Origin of the sequence: Streptomyces sp. HUAS TT7 (assembly GCF_051550175.1) — a bacterium.
GTDB lineage: Bacteria > Actinomycetota > Actinomycetes > Streptomycetales > Streptomycetaceae > Streptomyces.
On record NZ_CP196176.1, the window covers coordinates 171,321 to 190,467 of the forward strand.

Below are 19,147 nucleotides of genomic sequence, written 5' to 3' on the forward strand. Positions count from 1 at the left end.
GAAATGGCCGAAAATCACGAACGAATCCACACCGTTCACCGGCGGCCCCCACGACCCTATCCCTTTAGGAGCCCTCAAGGACTTCTATATCAACCCCGCCCCGGACTGGCTTACGCTATCGATTGATAGGCGAATTCTTCTTGCCCGGAGACCGCGGGCTCCGTGGAAGGTGCGGTCAACAGCTGTGTGAAATAAGCAGCTTGTTTACGTTCCTTGCCCGGTGGCCGCCTGGAGTCTGCTCCTCCTCGTGGAGACCGGGACGGCGAAGACGGCACGCACCACCTGCAGACCCGAGGAGAGATCACCCCCATGACGACAGCCCCCGTGACGACAACCGTCGAGGACGTCCTGGCCTTCCTGGCCGCCGCGCTCGGCACCGAAGTCGGCCCTGACGACGACTACTTCGCCGCCGGACTCGCCGACTCCCTCTTCGCCCTGGAACTGGTCACGTTCGTGGAGCAGCGCTTCCGGCTGACGGTGGAGGTCGAGGACCTCGCCATCGACAACTTCCGTACGGCTGCGCGCGTCCTGGCCTTCGCCCGGGCCCGGGGCGCCTGCACCGGTGCGGCGGCGTCATGACGTACGCCGTCGAACCGGTCGGCCCGCCGGACGCGGTGAAGTTCGCCGCCACCGTCCGGGGCGAGGCCGGCAACTGGGACCGCGCGGGCACGCTGCCCGAGCCTGTGCGCGAGGCCGTCGCGCGAGCCGGGCTCTTCGGGGTGGGCCTGCCCGAGCGCTACGGCGGATCGGGCGGCGGCCCGGCCGAACTGGGCGAGGTCTGTGCCGAGATCGGCGGGGTGTGCAGCGCGCTGCGCGGCCTGCTCACCGTCCAGGAGATGGTCGCCGCCGCGCTGCTGCGCTGGGGCACGGCGGCCCAGCGCGAACAATGGCTGCCGCAGCTGGCCCGCGGCCACCGGTTCGCCGCGTTCGCGGCGACCGAGGCGGGGGCGGGCACGGATCTGGCCGGAGTGGAAACCCGCATCGACGAGGACGGTGACGACCTGGTCGTCACCGGGCGCAAACGGTGGATCACCTTCGGCGGGACCGCCGATGTCTTCCTGGTCCTCGGCCGGGCCGCCGGGCGGCCCGCAGCGGTGCTCGTCGAGGGCGACCTGACGGGCGTGCGCCGGGAGCCCGTCGAGGGCCAACTGGGCATGCGGGCGGCCGAGATCGCCCATGTCGACTTCGACGGGGTGCGGGTGCCGCGGGACCACCTGGTCGGCCCGCCGGGCACGGGCCTCACCCACGTGGTGGGCACCGCCCTGGACCACGGGCGGTACACCGTGGCATGGGGCTGCGTCGGGATGGCCGAAGCCGGCCTGGACGCCGCTGCCGACCATGCGGTGAACCGTCTCCAGCGGGGTGTCCCCCTGGCCGAGCACCAGCTCGTACGGGCCCAGCTCGCCCGCGCCGCCGTTCAGACCAGAGCCGCACGCGAACTGTGTGCCCGCGCGGGCAGGCTGCGCCGGCAGGGCGATCCGTCAGCCGTGGCGGAGACCGTCGTCGCCAAGTACGCGGCGGCCGGTGCCGCCACCGCCGTCGGCTCGACGGCGGTGCAGACCCTTGGCGCCGCGGGCATCGCACCGGACAGCCTGGCGGGGCGGTTCTTCCGGGACGCCAAGGTCATGGAGCTCATCGAGGGCTCCCCCTTCGTGTCGGAACTCCACATCGGGGACCGGCTGTTGCGCCGCCACGGCTTCTGTCCCCCCTCCGGCGAGCGAGCTCGCGCAGTGATCCAGGAAGGACCGCAATGACGACCGAGGCAACCCGCACCGAAGCGCCCACACCCGCACCCGCACCCGCACCTACCGTGAAGTGCCTGGTGTGGGACCTCGACGACACTGTGTGGGACGGCACCGTTCTGGAGGGCGACGCCCCGCAGCCCTTCCCCGAGGTCCTCGCCACGCTGCGCGCCCTCGACGAGCGCGGCATCCTGCACGCCGTCGCCAGCCGAGGCGACCACGCCACCGCCACCGCACATCTGGAAGCGCTCGGCATCGAGGAGCTGTTCACGGTCCTGGAGATCGGCTGGGGCGCCAAGTCCGACGCGGTGCGTCGCGTCGCCGAGGCCCTCAACATCGGCATCGACACCGTGGCGTTCATCGACAACGACGCGGTCGAACGCGCGGAGGTCGCGGCGGCCCACCCGGCCGTGCGCGTCCACGCGGCGGAGCAGGCGGGCGGGCTTCCAGCCCTGGCCGCCTTCCAGCCTCCGTTCGTCACCGACGAGAGCCGCGGCCGCCGCCACCTCTACCGCGGTGAACTGTGCCGCAAGCGCGCCCAGGACAACTACACCGGGCCGGCGAAGGACTTCCTGGCCACCCTCGGCCTGGTCCTCTCCGTCCGGCGGGCGAGTGAGACGGACCTGGAGCGCGCCCATGAACTCACCGTCCGCACCCATCAGCTCAACACCACGGGCCGCACGTACGACATGGCAGAGCTGCGCGAGCTGCTCGCCTCACCGACGCACCAGGTCCTGGTGGCAGGCCTTGAGGACCGCTACGGCTCGTACGGCACCATCGGCCTCGCGCTCACCGAACTCACCGAAAACGACAGCGTGTTGAAGCTGCTGCTGTTGTCGTGCCGGGTGATGTCGCGCGGCGTCGGCCCCGCTTTGATCGGTCACGTCGTCCGTGACGCGCTGGCGGGCGGCCGCCGGCCGGTGGCGGAGTTCGTGCCGACCGAGGTGAACCGGGTGATGCTGGTCAACCTGCGCTTCAGCGGCTTCGACGTGATCGAGCGCAGCGGCGACCGGGTCCTGCTCGGTTTCGACCCCGCGGCGACACCACCCGCCCAGGACGGTGCGGTACGCGTCGTCGCCACCGTCTGACCCCCTCCGTCGATCAAGGAGAGCCCGCGATGCACACGACCACCCGCCCCACCCCCCGCCGTACGGTCGGCGTCGTCGGCGCAGGCACGATGGGCGTCGGTGTCGCCCACTGCCTGGCGGCCGCGGGCCATGACGTGACCGTCGTGGATCCCGTGCCGCAGGCCCTGGCCAACGCCCCCGGCCGACTGCGCGCCGGCATCCGCATGGCCACCCTGCTGCGCCGGCCCCCGGCCGACGGGGTCGAGCGCACGGTGGAACGGGTGCGCTTCGGAGCCGACCTCGAAGAGCTGCGTACGGCGTCCTTCGTCGTCGAATGCGCCCGCGAGAGCATCCCCGTCAAGCAGGAGGTCTTCCGCCTGCTCAATGCCGTGCTCGCACCCAACGCGGTGATCGCCACCTGTACGTCCGCCATACCGGTCGGTCTGCTCGCCGAGCGCGTCGACGCCCCCGGCCGGGTGCTCGGCATGCACTTCATGAACCCGGCCTACGCCAAGGACTCCATCGAAGTCATCCGCGGCGAGGACACCACCGAGCAGACCCTTGAGCACGCCCACAACCTGCTGAAGAGCATGGGCAAGCAGGGCATCGTGGTGCGCGACGCGCCGGGGTTCGTGTCCAACCGGCTTTCGCACGCCACGTACAACGACGCGGCCGCCGTGGTCGAGGCCGGCACCGCGGACGCGGCCACGGTGGACCGGCTCTTCCAGGAGTGCTTCGGACACACCATGGGGCCGCTGCGCACCGCCGACCTGATCGGCCTGGACACCGTCGTGGACACCCTGCACGTGCTGCGCGAGCTCACCGCCGACGACCGTTTCACCCCGTGCGCGCTGCTCACCGACCTGGTGGCGGCGGGCAGGCTCGGACGCAAGAGCGGCCAGGGCTTCCACACCTATGCCACCGCGAAGTCCTGACGGACGGCCTCCGCCGAAAGCCCGACGGGCCGTCAACTCCTGTGAACGCCATGGGAGTTGACGGCCCACCGCTTCCCTCCGGCCCGCCGGTCAGCCCGGCGCGTGTGCCCGTGCCCGCGGGCTGCGGCTCGCCGGGCCGCCCAACTGCCGCGTACGGACGGGGCCGGACGCGGCCCGGCGGCGGACCAGGAGGCCCTGCACGCCGAGGGAGACCGCCAGGTGGAGGTAGAGAGTGGAGAGCCCGAGCGATCCGGCTCCCGCGGCCCGGTCGATCCACGTACCGATGCAGAAGTGGCCCGCGACGGAAGCGAACCACAGGATCGTCGTGAGGGGCGTGTCCCTGCAGAGGGTCCGGCCCCCGGGTGTGCGCCACACCTGCACCGTACGGGACCGTGCCGCTCCGAACCCCGCGCCCACGACGAGGCTCGCCATCACGAGGGTGACGGCCCCGGCGTCCAGCGGGCGGTGTCTCACGACGGATGCCACGCCGAGGGCGAGGGCGAGAAACCCCAGCGCGGTCAGGAATCCCAGCAGCGCCGGGTGGTTGTTCTCCCGTACGGTCCGCGCGCGCTCCTGTCGGTGTACGACCAGCGCGACGATCACGAACCCTAAGACGATGCCGCTGCTCACAGTTGAGGTCCCCTCTGATACGCCGCCTCGCGCCGTCAGCGGCCGCCGGAGACCCCCGGACCACCTGCCGACGGGGCGTCATGACGGCAACGTTCCGAGTCCCGGAATTCACGGCCGGAAGGCCTGACGCGGCTCCAGCTTGCAGAACGACAATCGGCTACGGCAAGGGAATCGAGGCCGAAGCGGCTCCGTGCGGCGTCACAACCATCCGTACTGGCAACAGGACAGGCCGACGGGCCACGGGCTCCTGCCCGTGGCCCACGCCGCAAAGGAGCCACCCCCGGCCCCAGAAGCCGCCGTTGCGCTGGAGGACGGTGCCGCCGCAGGCAGACGGCCCGAGAGCCGCAGCCGCTGCCCGCGACGAAGCGGCCGGAGGCGCGACGGCCACTGCGCACCACAGGGCAAGGCCAGGAGTCCGCAGCCCCACCAGCCATGACGCCACGATTGCGCCATCACGACTTGCGATGGCGCCATGACGGTGCCATGATGGCGTCATGGACCTTACTCCGTACGTCGACCATCTCCGGCACGAGCTCGCGGTCGCCGCGGATGCGGGCGGAGCCGAAGCACGGGCCCTGGCCGAGCGGCTCACGGCGCCCCTGGAGTCGGCTGCCCGGCTCACCCTGCTGAACGCGCTGTCGGCCGCCATGGGCGAGGTCACCCGTGACCTGGCACCGGGCTCGGTCGATGTACGGCTTCGTGGGCTCGACCCCGAGTTCGTGGTGACACCACCGCCGGGGCAGGAGCCGTACGAGGATGCAGGGGAGCGCGCGAGCACACCGAGCGGTGCACGGGCGCCGTTGGCACCCGCCCCGACGGACGGCGACGACGGCAGCACCGCGCGGATCAACTTCCGCCTCCCCGCCCATCTCAAGAACCGGCTGGAAGAAGCCGCGGCCCAGGAAGGCCTCTCGGTCAACGCCTGGCTGATCCGGGCCGCCGCCACTGCCCTGGAACCCGCCGAGCCCAGCCGCACGCAGGGACGCAGTAGACATCTGGGCCGACAGGGGTACACGGGCTGGGTCCGCTAGCGCGGACGCGAACCCCACCACCTCCCTCCCCCGCCGCACCGGCGGGCACGCACACCACCGCCATGAGGACGGGACACCATGCCCACTTTCGACACCCCAGGCCCCATCTCCGTCACCCTCGAATTCGACGTCGGCTCGGCACGGATCACCGCGGGCAAGCGCACCGACACGGTCGTCGACGTGCTCCCGAGCAACGGCGCCGACGACATCGACGTACAGGCCGCGCAGCAGACCAGAGTCACCTGCTCGGGCGGCAGGCTGCTCGTCAGGGGACCCAAGAAGCACTCCCTGTTCGGCAAGTCCGGATCGGTCGAGGTGAACATCGAGCTACCGGCCGGATCGGACGTCCAAGGCACCTCGTCCATGGCGGACTTCACCTGCGCGGGCCCGCTCGGGGACTGCCGGCTCAGGACCTCGCTCGGCGACATCCAGATCGACGAGGCCGCTACCGTGCGGCTGGGCACGGACCACGGCGACATCCGCGTGGACCGGGTGACGGGGGACGCCGAGGTCTCCGGAGCCGGCCGGATCGACATCGGCGAGATCGCGGGTTCGGCGACGGTCAAGAACGTCAATGGCGAGACCACCGTCGGCGAGGTCACCGGCGAGCTGCAGGCGAAGGCGTCCAACGGCCGCATCTCCGTGGGCATCGCGCATGCGGGGGTCGACGCCAAGTCCGCCAGCGGCGGCATCCGGATCGGCGAAGTGGCGCGCGGCCAGGTGGTGTTGCAGACCGCGGCCGGTGATGTCGAGGTCGGCATCCGTGATTCCACCGCTGCCTGGCTCGACGTGAACACCCGCATCGGCAGCGTGCGCAACTCCCTCGGCGCCTCCGAGGCCCCCGCGACGTCCGACGAGACCGTCGAGGTCCGCGCCCGCACCGGTGTGGGCGACATCGTGATCCGCCGCCCTTGATCCCCCGCACGACCCCAGCGATACGACTGCCGCACCCCGGGCTGCCGGACGGTATGCGTCCCCCGGCGACAAGGCGGTGCCGAGGCGCCGTCTGCGCATGGCCCGGGCCCTGCATCACGGGCGAGAGCGCCACCGAGCCGGCTCTCCCCGCTCCCACTCAAGCCGACTCACACCGGACGTGCCGCTCGCGCCGCGCTCCGCGTCCCCGCACCGTTCCCGGCCCGAGGCGACCTTCGACGCCACCTCGTGATCGTCCGCCCCGGCCGGCTTCGTGCTGCCCGGACGGCATCGGCTCGCCGGACCACCCGGCGGGCAGCCGCAGCACCATCGTTTCACCCTGCACGTCACGTCGTTGACCACACAGGCATTCCGCACCGGAGGACACCATGCGACACGAACCGTCCAGCCACACGCCCGGAACCGCCCACGAGGCAGCGCCACTCGCCGGGCTGCCCACCCGACGGCCCACGGGCTGCCCCTTCAGCCCGCCCAGTGAACTGGCCGAGCTGCGCGAACAGGGCGGGCTCGTCCGGATGCGTTACCCCGACGGCCACATCGGCTGGCTGGCCACCAGCCACGCCGTGGTCCGCTCCTTAACCGCCGACTCCCGCTTCAGCTCGCGGTATGAACTCATGCACTACCCGTTCCCCGGCGGGGACGTCACCGAGATGCCCCCCGCGCAGGTCGGCGACCTCACGGGGATCGACCAGCCCGAGCACACCCGCTACCGACGCCTGCTCGCGGGCAAGTTCACGGTCCGCCGGATGCGGGCACTCACCGCGCGCGTCGAGCAGATCACCGCCGAGCACCTGGACGCCATGGAGCGCCGCGGCCCCTCGATCGATCTGGTGGAGGCGTACGCGCACCCCATCCCGGCGCTGATGATCTGCGAGCTGCTGGGCGTGCCCGAGGCCGACCGCGAGGTCTTCCAGCGTCACGCGGCCACGTTGAGCGGCGTGGATGCCACGCGAGAGGAGCAGTTCGCCGCCTACACCGCGCTTCAGGAGGTGGTGCATACGCTGGTGCTGGCCAAGCGGGCCCGCCCCACCGACGATCTGCTCAGCGACCTCACCACGAGCGACCTCACGGACGACGAACTGGCCGGCATCGGGAGCTTCCTGCTGGCCGCGGGGCTCGACACCACGGCGAACATGATCGGGCTCGGCACCTTCGCGCTGTTGAGCAACCCCGCGCAGGCAGCCGCCCTGCGCGGCGAGCCGGACCTCGCCGACCAGGCGGTCGAGGAGTTGCTGCGCTACCTGAGCATCGCCCACACCGGAGTGAGGGCGGCGCTGGAGGACGTCGAGATCGACGGCCACCTGATCAAGGCCGGAGAGTCGGTCACCATCTCGGTGCAGGCAGCCAACCGCGACCCCGCCAGGTTCGCCGATCCCGACACCCTCGACCTGCGCCGCAAGGCCACCGGGCACCTGGCCTTCGGCCACGGCGTGCACCAGTGCCTGGGCCAGCAACTGGCCCGTGTGGAGATGCGGGTCGCCCTTCCGGCGCTGTTCACCCGCTTCCCGACCCTGCGGCTCGCCGTCCCGCCCGAGGAGGTGCCGCTGCGCGTCGGCATGGACGTCTACGGGGTGCACCGGCTCCCCGTCACCTGGGACGGGGAGTAGCCGATGCGAGTCGTCATCGACCGCGAGCGCTGCCAGGGCGCGGGCATGTGTGCGCTGGCTGCCCCCGAACTGTTCGACCAGGACGAGGAGGAGGGTCGGGTCCTTCTGCTGCCGGTCCCTCCGTCACCAGGGCGGGACGCGGCCGCCCGCCAGGCAGCCGGCTTCTGCCCCGCCGGGGCCATCACCGTCATCTCCCAGCGGGCGGGCGGAAGTTCACCGGCGGCCGAGTAGCTCGTGGATCCGGCAGGAGCAAAGGTGCTCCTGCCGGGCCGGCCGTCCTGCCCGGATCCCCGCACGTGGCGCGGACGGTCCCGGGCGCTCGGCACGGCCTGCCCATGGGGCGCCGACGAGGACGAACACGCGCAACCCCGCGGGCCGACATGAATCGCGCATGCGGTACGTGGCCGGCGGAGGTCAAAGCCTGGTCGGCGCGCCGACGGGGGATGGGCGGCGCGCCGATGTCGAACACCGTACGACAGTACGCACGCCGTACGCAATAGCGTACGGCGTGCGAAATGCTGCGGGTCAGACGATGGCGCCGTGCAGCCCCGCGGTCCAGCAGCCACTGGACCGTGGGGCCGTGACGGGTGATCAGTCCACGAGCTGGCGCTCCCGGCGCGGGTGCATCGGGATCGGGGCGGGCGCCACGCGGCTCAGCTTCTCGCCCTCGACGTCCACGTTCGGCAGCAGCCAGTCGAGCCATCGGGGCAGCCACCAGGCGGACCTGCCGAGCAGTGCGAGCAGTGCGGGCACGATCGTCATCCGGACGATGAAGGCATCGAAGAGGACGGCGACGGCGAGGCCGAAGCCGATCATCTTGATGAGGTCGTTGTCCTCCATGATGAAGCCCGAGAAGACGCTGGCCATGATGATCGCGGCGGCGCTGACGACCCGGCCGCCGTAGCGGAAGCCGGTGACGACCGCCTCGCCGGGCTGTGCCCCGTGCACATAGGCCTCCCGCATGCGGGTCACGAGGAAGACCTCGTAGTCCATCGCGAGGCCGAACACCACGCCGATCATGAAGATCGGCATCGTGCTCATGACCGGGCCCGGTTGGGCGACGTGGAAGACCTTGGCGAGCCAGCCCCACTGGAAGACCGCCACGACCGCGCCGAGCGCCGCGCTCACCGACAGCAGGAAGCCGAGCGCCGCCTTCAGCGGTACGAGGATCGAGCGGAAGACCACCATCAGGAGCAGGAACGCGAGGCCCACCACGAGGCCGAGGTACGGCAGCAGCGCGTCGTCCAGCGTCTTGGAGAAGTCGATGAACATCGCGGTCTGGCCGGTCACCAGGATCTCCGCGCCGTTCGCGGCCTGGAGGCCGGTCACGGTGTGGCGGATGGAGTGGACCAGGTCCTGGGTCTTGCTGTCGGTCGGCCCGCTGGTCGGGACGACGTTCAGGATCGCGGTGTCGCCCGCCTTGTTGACCGTGGCCGGGGACACCGAGGCGACGCCGTTCTCCTTGGCGAGAGCCTTGCCCACGCCGTCGGCCGCGGAGGCGGCGTTCTTGGCCTCCACCGTGACCATCAGCGGGCCGTTGAAGCCCGGGCCGAACGAGTCCGAGAGGATGTCGTACGCCTTGCGCTGGGTGGTCTCCGGCGCCATCGTGCCCTCGCCGGGCAGCCCGAGTTCGAGGCTGGCGGCCGGCACGGCGCAGGCACCGAGGCCCACGACGGCGATCAGCAGGACGCCCACCGGGTGGCGCAGGACGTAACCCGCCCAGCGGGCACCCAGGTTGGGCCCCGCCTTGGCGGCCCGCTTGGCCGCCTTGCGCTGCTGGCGCTCCGAGAGCGGCTTGCCGTAGTGCTGCTTGCGGTCCCTGCGGCGCAGCACCTTGACGGGTGCGAAGCCGAGCAGCGCGGGGACGAGGGTGATCGCGATGAGGACGGCGACGGCAACGGTGCCCGCTGCCGCGAGCCCCATCTTGGTGAGCATCGGGATGTTGACGACGGCCAGCCCCGCGAGCGCCACGATGACGGTCAGACCGGCGAACACGACGGCCGAACCCGCGGTGCCGGTGGCACGCCCGGCGGCCTCCTGACGGTCGCGGCCCTCGGCGATCTCGGCGCGGTAGCGGGAGACGATGAACAGGGCGTAGTCGATGCCGACGGCGAGGCCAAGCATCATCGCCAGCGTCGAGGTCGTGCTGGACAGACCGAGGGTGCTGCCGAGCGCGGTGATGCCGGAGATGCCGATCCCGACCCCGATCAGGGCCGTGAGCAGCGGCATGCCGGCGGCGATCACGGAGCCGAAGGTGATGAGCAGGACGACGGCGGAGACCAGGATGCCGATCTTCTCGCCGGTGCCTCCCATCGAGGCCTCGACCTTGACCGCGTCACCGCCCGCCTCGACGGTCAGGCCCGTGCCGCGGGCCTTGTCGGTGGCCTTGGTCAGTGCGTCGTGCGCCGCGTCGGTCAGCTTGGGCGCGGCGTCCTTGTAGGTGACCACCGCGTAGACGGTCGTGCCGTCCTTGCTGACGGCCTTGGTCTGGAACGGGTCGGTGACCGCGACGACCTGCGGGCCCTTGGACAGGTCTGCGACGAGTCCGGCCACTTCGGCCTTGTGCTTGGGCGCGGAGATCTTCTCGCCCTTGGGTGCGCGGACGACGACGCGGGCGCTGGCGCCGTCGGCGCTGGCGGCGGGGAACTTGGCCTGCAGCAGGTCGAAGGCCTTCTGCGACTCGGTTCCCGGCATCGAGAACGTATCGGCCGGCGGTGTGGGCGCGGATGAGGCGGCGAAGCCCACTCCGCCGAAGATCAGTACCCACAGCAGTGCCATCAAGCCCCGCCGTCGGAAGGCGAAGCGGCCCAGTTTGTAGAGGAACGTAGCCACGGCGAAAGGACTCCCGTTGGGGTCGGGGACAGCAGGACTTGGAACACACTCGAAAACCGCTCAGACGGTTTCCTTGACGGTATCCGCGGAGCCGGAAGCGCCTCAAGTGCCCTGGATCGAGGCTTGAGTTGATCTCGATTCGGCCTTGAGCCGGTCGATGTTTCGAGCCCGGTCTGGGGTCAATTGCGCCCCAAAAACAGGTTCGCCAATATGTTTTTGGCGGTACACGTCGGCCTGCGGTCATCCGCAGGGCGCGGGCTGGCGGTCCGCGGGCCGGGACGCGGCGAGGACGGGCGCGGTGTACGCCACGGGTACGGGGGCGCCGAGGCCCGGGCACGGCGTCACGGCTTCCTGGAGCCGGGCGGTCGCGATGGCCTGCAGCCGGCCGCCCGACACCCGCCGGCCGCACGCGCGGGGCACGGGCTCGGCGAAGGTCTGCGCGATCAGGACGGCGAACTCGGCGGGGGCTCCGCCGAAGGCGGCATCGAGCGCCGCCTCCACCTGCCACAGCCCGTCGAGCGCCAGGTCGAGGCGGCTCGGGAGTGTCACCGTGGCCTCCGCCACGACGTACCGCCCGTCGCGTTCCTGGGCGCTGCAGCAGAGCCCGTGCACGCCGGCTCCGAGGGCGTCGAGCACCTGGGCGAGGGCGGAGGCAGGCGCGACGCCGCCCGCTCCGGGGTGCCGCGCCGACCGGCGGAGGTGGGGTGGGAGTGCCGGTCATGGCCACGGAACGGTCACCCCTCCACTGGGGGAAGTCGGGTCGAAAACGGCCGAGCGGTGACCGTGGCCGACGTGGACTTGCCACGTCGGCCACGGTCACCGCTGTGCGCTCGGGCAGCCTGCCGGGATCAGTGGCTGGCCTCCACGGCCCCGGCGCCCGCGACGTCCGGCGCCGAGGCAGCCTGCTCCGCGCCGGCCTCCGCGCCCTCCGCCGCGGGGGCCGCCTTGCCTCCCTTGATGAGGAAGAGGGCCAGTACGGCGGCGCCCACGACGCCACCGGCGCCCGCCAGGAAGCTGGCGGACATGGCGTCGGTGAACGCCCGGTGGACGGTGTCGAGCAGCGAGGAGTCCTTCGTCTGGGCGACGACGGCGAGGGCGTCGACGATGGACTTCTTGGCCGTCTCGGGCGCCGAGCCCGGCATCGAGCTGGTGTAGGTGCCCGACAGGACGGCACCCAGAACGGCGACGCCGAGGGCGGCACCGGCCTGCTGGATGGTGTCGTTGAGCGCGGAGCCGACACCGGCGTGCTCCTCCGGCACGGCACCCATCAGGGCCGACATGACCGCGGGCATCGCCAGACCGCTGCCCGCGCCCATGAGGACCATGGCCGTGATCAGCGGTCCCCAGCCGTCGTCGGCCGAAAGCGTCGACAGCACGGCGAACCCGGAGGCGATGAGGAGCAGACCCACCACGGCGATGGGGCGGTTGCCGGTCTTCGGGATGAGGCCCGCGCCGACACCGTTGAACGCCAGGGTCGCGACAGCCAGCGGGGTGAAGGCCAGACCGGTCTGGACCGGGGTGTAGTCCATGACGTACTGCAGGTACTGGGTGAGCACCAGCATCAGGCCGCCGTTGGCGAAGGTCAGCAGTACGAGCGAGAAGCTGGCACCGGTGAAGATCTTGTTGCGGAACAGGGTGAGCGGCACCATCGGCGATTCGACGCGGGTCTCCCAGATCACGAAGGACACCAGACCGACCACTGCCACGGCGAGGGATGCGACGGTGCTGCCGTGGCCGAGGCCGCCCTTGGGCAGCTCGTTGATCGTCCAGACCAGCGCCCCCATGCCGACGATGGAGAGCACCATGCCGACCGGGTCGGCCTTGCGCCAGGGGCCCTTGGACTCCGGCATCAGGACCAGCGCCGCGATGATCGCGAGGAACGCGATCGGGATGTTGATCAGGAAGACCGAACCCCACCAGAACTGGGCGATCAGCGCGCCGCCGAGCACCGGACCGCCGACCAGGCCGACCATCGCCACCGCGCTCCAGGCCGCGATCGCCTTGGGCCGCTCCTCGTCGTCGAAGACGGTGATGAGGATGGACAGCGTGCTCGGCATGATCAGTGCGCCGCCGATGCCCATCAGGACACGGGCCAGGATCAGTTGCTCAGGACTTCCGGCCCAGGTGGCCAGGACCGACGCGGCTCCGAAGGCCGCGAGGCCGATGATCATGACTCGTCGTCGCCCGAACTTGTCGGAGAGGCTTCCCGCCGTGAGCAGGAGGCCGGCGAAGACCAGCATGTAGGACTCGATGATCCACTGGATGTCCTGGGCGCTCGCCTTCAGGTCCTCCGCGACGTGCGGAACCGCCACGGTGAGCACCATGTTGTCGATGACCAGCACCAACGTGCTGAGACACAGCACGATCAGGATGAGCCAGCGTCGCGGATGACGTTCCATCTTGAATACCTCTCGAACGGTGTGGGCAAGGCGAACAGCCACGCCCGGGTAGGGGGAGCTTAGGCGGCTATCAAACCAGCGTGCCGGTTTTTTATCTAGAAGCTAGTCCGTTTCAAGCCACCCCCTGAGAGCTGTACGCCGTTCGATCTAGCGAACACCGTACGCTCAACGAACACTGTACGCAACCCCGTACGTTGTGCGGGATTCGCGCTATGCTGAGGCGACGAGAGAAGGAGGCCCCATGCCTGCCAAGGAGCAGCTGATCCAATCGGTGTGGACCCGCCCGCACCGCGCCCGACGTGAGCAGCCGGCTCTGAGCCGGGACCAGATCGTGGCCGAAGCGGTCCGACTGCTCGACTCCGAGGGACTCGAAGCCCTGAGCATGCGGCGCCTGGGGGCTCGTCTGAACGCCGGGGCCACCTCGCTGTACTCGCACGTGGCCAGCAAGGACGAACTGATCGAGCTGGTCGTGGACGAGGTCTACGGCGAGATGGAGGTCCCGGACGCGGCAGCCGCGGGCTGGCGTTCGGCGGCCGCCGACAGCGCCCAGAGCCTGCGAGCCGCCATCATGCGGCACCCCTGGCTGGTTTCGGTGCTCGGCCGGGCCGGGTTCTCCTCGCTCGGCCCGAACATGATGCGCAATACCGACCGGCTGCTGGCCGTGTTCGAGGCGGGCGGCTGTGACCTGAACGAGGCCGACCACGCCATGAAGGCCCTCGTCGCCTACGTCGTCGGCATGGGCACCAGCGAGGCGGCATGGATGACGGCGCTGAGCCGGAGCGGCAAGAGCCAGGAGGAGTGGGCCGAGGACCTGTGGCCGGCCGTCGAACAGGCCGCGCAGCCCTACCCGCGGCTGCACGCATGGTGCGTGTCGCGCCGCAGCAGTGACCCGATGGGCGGCGACTCGACGGACATCTTCACCTACGGCCTGGACCGGCTCCTCAACGGCCTGGAGGCCTAGAGCATGCGCGGCAGACTGCGGCCGCCGAGAACTTCTCGGCGGCCGCAGTCTGCCGCGGCGCGGCGGGCAGCAGTGTCCCTGGTACGACCGGCTGCCGCGCCCGCTACCGAGGCACCCGTGGGTGGGGCGCCCTCGTCCAGCGCCCCGGCTCGTGGGCAGGGCGCTTCGTGCGGCGCCGTCGTGACGGCGCGTCCTTGGGGGTGCCGCCCACGACGGCATGTCGGATGGGCCTCAGCGGCCGCCCCGCCTGCGGGGCGTCACCGGCGCAGCCCCGGGGGCCCATCCGGTCCCGGCGGTGTTCACGGCGCCACCCCGGTCATGGGCAGGCCCGTCTCCTCCGGCAGACCGAGGGCGATGTTCATCGACTGCACCGCGCCGCCGGCGGTGCCCTTGGTGAGGTTGTCGATGGCGCACACCGCGATGACGCGGCGCGCGCTCTCGTCGTAGGCGACCTGGACCTGCACCGCGTTGGACCCGTACACGGCCGCGGTCGTCGGCCACTGTCCCTCGGGCAGCAGGTGCACGAACGGCTCGTCCGCGTACGCCTTTTCGTACGCCGCGCGCACTGCCTCGTGACTCACCCCCGGCTTCGCCCGCGCCGAGCAGGTGGCCAGGATGCCGCGCGGCATCGGAGCCAGGGTGGGCGTGAACGACACCGTGACCGGCTCACCCGCGACGGAGCCGAGGTTCTGTGCCATCTCCGGGGTGTGCCGGTGCCCGCCGCCCACTCCGTACGGCGACATGCTGCCCATGACCTCGGAACCCAGCAGGTGCGCCTTGGCCGCCTTGCCCGCGCCGGAGGTTCCGGACGCGGCGACGATCACCGCCTCGGCCTCGGCGAGCCGCCCGACGTAGGCGGGAAACAGCCCCAGCGAGACCGCGGTGGGGTAGCAGCCGGGCACCGCGATGCGCCGGGATCCCTCCAACGCGGCGCGGGCGCCCGGGAGTTCGGGAAGCCCGTAGGGCCAGGTGCCGGCATGGGGGGAGCCGTAGAACTTCTCCCAGTCCGCCGCGTTCCGGAGCCGGAAGTCGGCGCCCATGTCGACGACGAGGACCCCGCGGCCCAGTTGTTCGGCGACGGCGGCGGACTGGCCGTGCGGCAGGGCGAGGAAGACCACGTCGTGGCCGGACAGCGCCTCGGCGGTGGTCTGTTCCAGGACGCGGTCGGCGAGGGGCAGCAGGTGCGGCTGCAGTGCTCCCAGGTACTGGCCCGCGTTGGAGTTGCCGGTCAGGGCACCGATCTCGACATCGGGGTGGTTGAGGAGCAGCCGCAGCACCTCTCCTCCCGCGTATCCGCTCGCTCCCGCCACCGCTGCTCGTATCCTCATGAGTCCTCCCCGTCGCGGACCTGTCGTCGTACCGGCCCCCGGCGGCCGCTGTCGGCAATGTCGGTCATGGCCATCTCAAAGCCGGGCCAGGTGCTCGGTGCGCACCTCGGTCAGGGCGTCGACGGCCGTCGACGCCCGGCGCCACCCCTCGTGCACCTGGCCCAGTACCCGGGGCAGTGTGCGCAAGAAGGCGGCCACGTCGTCGTCGCCCAGGATCAGCGGCGGGGCGAGGCGTATCACCTCCGGCGCGACGGCGTTCACCAACAGGCCCGCTTCCTCCGCCGCCTGCTGCACCTGGAGGGCGAGCGGCTCGGCGAGGACAATGCCCAGCAGGAGACCCGCGCCGCGGACCTCCTCGACCAGCGGGTGCGCGAGCTCCTCGATGCCACTGCGCAGCTTCTCGCCCTGCCGCTCGACGTGGCGCAGGAGGTCGTCGCGGGCGATGGTGTCGAGTACGGCGAGCGCGGCGGCGCAGGAGACCGGATTGCCGCCGAAGGTGGTGCCGTGCGAACCGGGGCCCAGGAGCTGGGCGGCTGTGCCGAAGGCGAGGGTCACGCCGATCGGGAGACCGCCGCCAAGGCCCTTGGCCAGCGTGACGATGTCCGGCTCGATGCCCTGCGCCCGGTGCGCGAACCAGTGGCCGGTGCGGCCGATGCCGGTCTGCACCTCGTCCACCGCGAGCAGCGCTCCGGCGGCCCGGGTGATCTCACGGGCGGCGGCGAGGTAGCCGGGGGGCGGAACGACCACGCCGTTCTCGCCCTGGATCGGCTCGATGACGACGAGGGCCGTACGCCCGGTGACGGCGCGGCGCAGGGCCTCGGCATCGCCGAACTCGACGAAGGTGACGTCCTCGGGGAACGGCTCGAAGGGGGTTCGCTTGGCCGGCTGACCGGTGACCGACAGGGCGCCCATGGTGCGGCCGTGGAACCCGCCGCGGGTGGCCACCATGTGCCGGCGCCCGGTCAGGCGGCCGATCTTGAAGGCCGCCTCGTTGGCCTCGGCGCCCGAGTTGCAGAAGAAGACCCGCCCCGGGCGGCCGGCGAGCTGGAGCAGCCGCTCGGCGAGCTCGACCGGCTGCGGGGCGACGAACAGGTTCGACACGTGACCGAGCCGGCCGATCTGCTCGCTGACGGCCTGCACGACGGCCGGGTGCGCGGTACCCAGGGAGTTGACGGCGATGCCGCCGACGAAGTCCAGGTACTTCTTGCCGTCGGCGTCCCAGAAGGCGGTGCCCTCGCCGCGCACCAGCGGGACGCGCGGCGTGCCGTAGTTGCCCATCAGCGACGCCTGCCAGCGCCGGACGAGCTCCGTATTCGCACCCTCGCTCATGACTTCCCCTCTTCGTCGTCCGGCACGACCACCGTGCCGACTCCCTCGTCCGTGAACATCTCAAGGAGGACCGCGTGCTGGACCCGGCCGTCGATGACGCGGGCGTCGCTCACGCCGTTGCGTACCGCGTGCAGGCAGCCGGCCATCTTCGGCACCATGCCGCTGGACAGCTCGGGCAGCAGCTTCTCCAGCTCCGTCGCCGTGAGCCGGCCGATCACCTCGTCGCTGTTGGGCCAGTCGGCGTAGAGGCCTTCGACATCGGTGAGGACCATCAGGGTCTCGGCGCCAAGCGCCGCAGCGAGCGCCGCAGCCGCCGTATCAGCATTGACGTTGTAGACATGTCCGTCGTCCTGTGAGTGGGCGATCGAGGAGATCACCGGGATCCGGCCGTTATCGAGGAGCGCCTCGACGGCGCCGGTGTCGACCTCGGTGATTTCACCGACCCGGCCGATGTCGACCAACTCGCCATCGATCTCGGGCCAGTGCCTCGCGGCCGTGATGGTGTGCGCGTCCTCGCCCGTGAGGCCGACGGCGAGCGGGCCGTGCTGGTTCACCAGGCCGACGAGCTCGCGCTGGACCTGGCCGGCGAGCACCATGCGCACGACGTTCATCGCCTCGGGCGTGGTGACGCGAAGGCCGGCCTTGAACTCGCTGGCCAGGCCACGCCGGTCGAGCTCCGCGCTGATCTGCGGCCCGCCGCCGTGGACTACCACCGGCTTCAGTCCGGCGTGGTGCAGGAAGACGATGTCGCGCGCGAAGGCGGCCTTCAGCTCGTCGTCGACCATGGCGTTGCCGCCGAACTTGACGACGACGATCTCGCCCCGGTGGCGGACCAGCCACGGGAGCATCTCGATGATGGACTCCGCCTTGGCCAGGCCCGGATGCTGGTCGGTCTTCATGAGGCGTACGCGCTGTTCTCGTGGACGTACTCGGCGGTCAGGTCGTTGGCCCAGACGGTGGCCGACTCGGTGCCCGCGGCGAGGTCGGCCGTGATGACGACCTCCCGGCCGCGCAGGTCCACCCGGTCGCGGTCCTCGCCGATCGCCCCTTCCTTGCAGACCCACACGCCGTTGAAAGCGACGTTGAGCCGGTCCGGGTCGAAGGTCGCCCGTGTGGTGCCGATCGCGGCGAGCACCCGTCCCCAGTTGGGGTCCTCGCCGTGGATGGCGCACTTGAGGAGGTTGTTGCGGGCGATGTTCCGGGCGACCTCGACGGCGTCGTCCTCGCAGGCCGCGCCGACGACATCGATGCGGATGTCCTTGGAGGAGCCCTCGGCGTCGCCGATGAGCTGGCGCGCCAGGTCGTCGCACACCATACGCACGGCCTCGGCGAACTCCCCGTACTCCGGGGCCTGTTGGGAGGCTCCGGAGGCGAGCAGCAGCACGGTGTCGTTGGTGGACATGCAGCCGTCCGAATCGACCCGGTCGAAGGTGGTGCGGGTCGCCGCCCGCAACGCCTCGTCGAGGGTCTCGCTGGCGAGGTCCGCGTCCGTGGTCAGGACCACCAGCATCGTGGCGAGGCCGGGAGCGAGCATGCCGGCGCCCTTGGCCATGCCGCCGACGGTCCAGCCATCGCCCTCGTACACGGCGGTCTTGTGCACCGAGTCGGTGGTCATGATGGCGACCGCCGCGTTCTCGCCGCCGTCCGCGGACAGTTCGACGGCCGCCTTCTCGACTCCCGGCAGCAGCCGGTCCATCGGCAGCCGGACGCCGATGAGCCCGGTGGAGGCGACGGCGACCTGGTCGGCGGTGTGCCCGTCGAGCACCTCGGCTGCCTTCTCGGCGGTGGCTCGCGTGTCTTCCAGGCCTTCCGGTCCCGTGCACGCGTTGGCGCCACCGGAGTTGAGGACGACGGCGCTCACCACCCCGCCGGCCAGCACCCGTTTGCTCCACCCGACGGGCGCGGCCTGCACCCGGTTGGAGGTGAAGACGCCCGCCGCGGCTCTGCTGGGGCCGCTGTTGACCACAAGGGCCAGATCCGGGTTGCCATTGCTCTTGATTCCGGCTGCGACGCCTGCGGCCGAGAAGCCCTGCGCTGCCGTAACACTCATGGCGAAACTCCTAAGGTGGAAAATTCCTGTTTCCTGAGGGCCGATGGCGGCCACCGACAAGGCCGCGGCCCGTGCTGTTGGCGGGAGCGGCACGGCCGCCGCAAAGGGCAGGTGAATCGCACCTTTGCCGACCGGCTTTCCTGGGCTCCGTCGCCGGTGCCGGAGGGGTACGTCGGCCACTATCGGCCGGAACTTGACCGTCCGTCCAGCGCCTTGTGCCAAACTGCTGGCAATTCAAGTCCTTCAGCGCGGACTGTCCTGTCCACAGGACACCTCAAGATCTGATCCAGGGTAGAACCACCT

The 19,147-nt window shown here is 71.1% G+C and carries 17 protein-coding genes; 9 read left to right on the plus strand and 8 right to left on the minus strand.

Going from position 1 to position 19,147, the window contains the following annotated elements; translation table 11 throughout:
- Nucleotides 1-309 precede the first annotated feature (309 nt).
- The 4 genes from ACSHXC_RS41255 to ACSHXC_RS41270 are packed head-to-tail and all read left to right on the plus strand — an operon-like array spanning nucleotide 310 to nucleotide 3,744.
- Entirely contained in the window at nucleotides 310-579 is a 270-nt protein-coding gene (locus ACSHXC_RS41255; protein WP_438297296.1) for an acyl carrier protein, read from the plus strand.
- Nucleotides 576-1,754, plus strand: a complete 1,179-nt coding sequence (locus ACSHXC_RS41260; protein WP_438297298.1) for an acyl-CoA dehydrogenase family protein — start codon at nucleotides 576-578, stop codon at nucleotides 1,752-1,754. Before ACSHXC_RS41255 ends, ACSHXC_RS41260 begins: the two co-directional genes overlap by 4 nt.
- Nucleotides 1,751-2,830 (plus strand): HAD-IIIC family phosphatase, encoded by a 1,080-nt coding sequence (locus ACSHXC_RS41265; protein WP_438297300.1) that lies wholly within the window; start codon nucleotides 1,751-1,753, stop codon nucleotides 2,828-2,830. Before ACSHXC_RS41260 ends, ACSHXC_RS41265 begins: the two co-directional genes overlap by 4 nt.
- A 29-nt stretch (nucleotides 2,831-2,859) precedes the next feature.
- Nucleotides 2,860-3,744, plus strand: a complete 885-nt coding sequence (locus ACSHXC_RS41270; RefSeq protein ID WP_438297302.1) for a 3-hydroxyacyl-CoA dehydrogenase family protein — start codon at nucleotides 2,860-2,862, stop codon at nucleotides 3,742-3,744.
- Between the two features lie 90 nt (nucleotides 3,745-3,834).
- Here ACSHXC_RS41270 and ACSHXC_RS41275 read toward each other — a convergent pair whose 3' ends face one another.
- Nucleotides 3,835-4,374, minus strand: coding sequence for a hypothetical protein (locus tag ACSHXC_RS41275; protein ID WP_438297303.1), 540 nt, complete (start codon nucleotides 4,372-4,374; stop codon nucleotides 3,835-3,837).
- Nucleotides 4,375-4,868: 494 nt separating this feature from the next.
- On the opposite strand from ACSHXC_RS41275, the gene ACSHXC_RS41280 reads away from it, so the two are divergent.
- The 4 genes from ACSHXC_RS41280 to ACSHXC_RS41295 all read left to right on the plus strand — a co-directional run bounded on the left by ACSHXC_RS41280 (nucleotide 4,869) and on the right by ACSHXC_RS41295 (nucleotide 8,176).
- Nucleotides 4,869-5,405 carry a toxin-antitoxin system HicB family antitoxin gene (locus tag ACSHXC_RS41280; RefSeq protein WP_438297305.1) on the plus strand — a complete coding sequence of 179 codons (537 nt, stop codon included), beginning with the start codon at nucleotides 4,869-4,871 and terminating at the stop codon, nucleotides 5,403-5,405.
- A gap of 78 nt (nucleotides 5,406-5,483) precedes the next feature.
- The gene (locus ACSHXC_RS41285; RefSeq protein ID WP_438297307.1) at nucleotides 5,484-6,320 is read left to right on the plus strand and encodes a DUF4097 family beta strand repeat-containing protein; all 837 of its coding nucleotides are present in this window, start codon (nucleotides 5,484-5,486) and stop codon (nucleotides 6,318-6,320) included.
- Between the two features lie 386 nt (nucleotides 6,321-6,706).
- Complete coding sequence (locus ACSHXC_RS41290) at nucleotides 6,707-7,945, plus strand: cytochrome P450 (RefSeq protein WP_438297308.1); 1,239 nt, start codon at nucleotides 6,707-6,709, stop codon at nucleotides 7,943-7,945.
- A gap of 3 nt (nucleotides 7,946-7,948) precedes the next feature.
- Entirely contained in the window at nucleotides 7,949-8,176 is a 228-nt protein-coding gene (locus tag ACSHXC_RS41295) for a ferredoxin (protein WP_438297309.1), read from the plus strand.
- A 360-nt stretch (nucleotides 8,177-8,536) separates the two neighbouring features.
- Here the strand turns inward: ACSHXC_RS41295 and ACSHXC_RS41300 are convergent, their stop codons facing one another.
- The 3 genes from ACSHXC_RS41300 to ACSHXC_RS41310 form a co-directional block, all read right to left on the minus strand.
- The gene (locus ACSHXC_RS41300; RefSeq protein ID WP_438297311.1) at nucleotides 8,537-10,777 is read right to left on the minus strand and encodes an MMPL family transporter; all 2,241 of its coding nucleotides are present in this window, start codon (nucleotides 10,775-10,777) and stop codon (nucleotides 8,537-8,539) included.
- Nucleotides 10,778-11,017: 240 nt separating this feature from the next.
- A complete protein-coding gene (locus ACSHXC_RS41305; RefSeq protein WP_438297312.1) occupies nucleotides 11,018-11,413 on the minus strand; it encodes a hypothetical protein in 396 nt (131 codons plus the stop codon).
- Nucleotides 11,414-11,625: 212 nt separating this feature from the next.
- Nucleotides 11,626-13,176 (minus strand): MFS transporter, encoded by a 1,551-nt coding sequence (locus ACSHXC_RS41310; protein ID WP_438297314.1) that lies wholly within the window; start codon nucleotides 13,174-13,176, stop codon nucleotides 11,626-11,628.
- Nucleotides 13,177-13,417: 241 nt separating this feature from the next.
- Here ACSHXC_RS41310 and ACSHXC_RS41315 point away from each other — a divergent pair, with 241 nt between their 5' ends.
- Nucleotides 13,418-14,137: a TetR/AcrR family transcriptional regulator gene (locus ACSHXC_RS41315; RefSeq protein ID WP_438297316.1), complete on the plus strand. Its 720-nt coding sequence runs from the start codon at nucleotides 13,418-13,420 to the stop codon at nucleotides 14,135-14,137.
- Nucleotides 14,138-14,436: 299 nt separating this feature from the next.
- Here ACSHXC_RS41315 and argC read toward each other — a convergent pair whose 3' ends face one another.
- The 4 genes from argC to argJ all read right to left on the minus strand — a co-directional run bounded on the left by argC (nucleotide 14,437) and on the right by argJ (nucleotide 18,844).
- Nucleotides 14,437-15,465 carry an N-acetyl-gamma-glutamyl-phosphate reductase gene (argC, locus tag ACSHXC_RS41320; RefSeq protein ID WP_438297318.1) on the minus strand — a complete coding sequence of 343 codons (1,029 nt, stop codon included), beginning with the start codon at nucleotides 15,463-15,465 and terminating at the stop codon, nucleotides 14,437-14,439.
- A gap of 75 nt (nucleotides 15,466-15,540) precedes the next feature.
- Nucleotides 15,541-16,794 (minus strand): acetylornithine transaminase, encoded by a 1,254-nt coding sequence (locus ACSHXC_RS41325; RefSeq protein ID WP_438297319.1) that lies wholly within the window; start codon nucleotides 16,792-16,794, stop codon nucleotides 15,541-15,543.
- Nucleotides 16,791-17,693 carry an acetylglutamate kinase gene (argB, locus tag ACSHXC_RS41330; RefSeq protein ID WP_438297321.1) on the minus strand — a complete coding sequence of 301 codons (903 nt, stop codon included), beginning with the start codon at nucleotides 17,691-17,693 and terminating at the stop codon, nucleotides 16,791-16,793. The genes ACSHXC_RS41325 and argB overlap by 4 nt, the downstream gene beginning before the upstream one ends.
- Nucleotides 17,690-18,844, minus strand: coding sequence for a bifunctional glutamate N-acetyltransferase/amino-acid acetyltransferase ArgJ (gene argJ / locus ACSHXC_RS41335; protein WP_438297322.1), 1,155 nt, complete (start codon nucleotides 18,842-18,844; stop codon nucleotides 17,690-17,692). The genes argB and argJ overlap by 4 nt, the downstream gene beginning before the upstream one ends.
- Nucleotides 18,845-19,147 lie beyond the last annotated feature (303 nt).

What these genes read in the sequence shown, in the direction of transcription:
- ACSHXC_RS41285 (WP_438297307.1), top strand. Translation starts at nt 5,484, where the DNA reads ATGCCCACTTTCGACACCCCAGGCCCCATCTCCGTCACCCTCGAATTC.
- ACSHXC_RS41310 (WP_438297314.1), bottom strand. Translation starts at nt 13,176, where the DNA reads ATGGAACGTCATCCGCGACGCTGGCTCATCCTGATCGTGCTGTGTCTC.
- ACSHXC_RS41280 (WP_438297305.1), top strand. Translation starts at nt 4,869, where the DNA reads ATGGACCTTACTCCGTACGTCGACCATCTCCGGCACGAGCTCGCGGTC.
- ACSHXC_RS41325 (WP_438297319.1), bottom strand. Translation starts at nt 16,794, where the DNA reads ATGAGCGAGGGTGCGAATACGGAGCTCGTCCGGCGCTGGCAGGCGTCG.
- ACSHXC_RS41295 (WP_438297309.1), top strand. Translation starts at nt 7,949, where the DNA reads ATGCGAGTCGTCATCGACCGCGAGCGCTGCCAGGGCGCGGGCATGTGT.
- ACSHXC_RS41260 (WP_438297298.1), top strand. Translation starts at nt 576, where the DNA reads ATGACGTACGCCGTCGAACCGGTCGGCCCGCCGGACGCGGTGAAGTTC.
- argJ (WP_438297322.1), bottom strand. Translation starts at nt 18,844, where the DNA reads ATGAGTGTTACGGCAGCGCAGGGCTTCTCGGCCGCAGGCGTCGCAGCC.
- ACSHXC_RS41270 (WP_438297302.1), top strand. Translation starts at nt 2,860, where the DNA reads ATGCACACGACCACCCGCCCCACCCCCCGCCGTACGGTCGGCGTCGTC.
- ACSHXC_RS41255 (WP_438297296.1), top strand. Translation starts at nt 310, where the DNA reads ATGACGACAGCCCCCGTGACGACAACCGTCGAGGACGTCCTGGCCTTC.
- ACSHXC_RS41290 (WP_438297308.1), top strand. Translation starts at nt 6,707, where the DNA reads ATGCGACACGAACCGTCCAGCCACACGCCCGGAACCGCCCACGAGGCA.
- argC (WP_438297318.1), bottom strand. Translation starts at nt 15,465, where the DNA reads ATGAGGATACGAGCAGCGGTGGCGGGAGCGAGCGGATACGCGGGAGGA.
- argB (WP_438297321.1), bottom strand. Translation starts at nt 17,693, where the DNA reads ATGAAGACCGACCAGCATCCGGGCCTGGCCAAGGCGGAGTCCATCATC.
- ACSHXC_RS41265 (WP_438297300.1), top strand. Translation starts at nt 1,751, where the DNA reads ATGACGACCGAGGCAACCCGCACCGAAGCGCCCACACCCGCACCCGCA.
- ACSHXC_RS41315 (WP_438297316.1), top strand. Translation starts at nt 13,418, where the DNA reads ATGCCTGCCAAGGAGCAGCTGATCCAATCGGTGTGGACCCGCCCGCAC.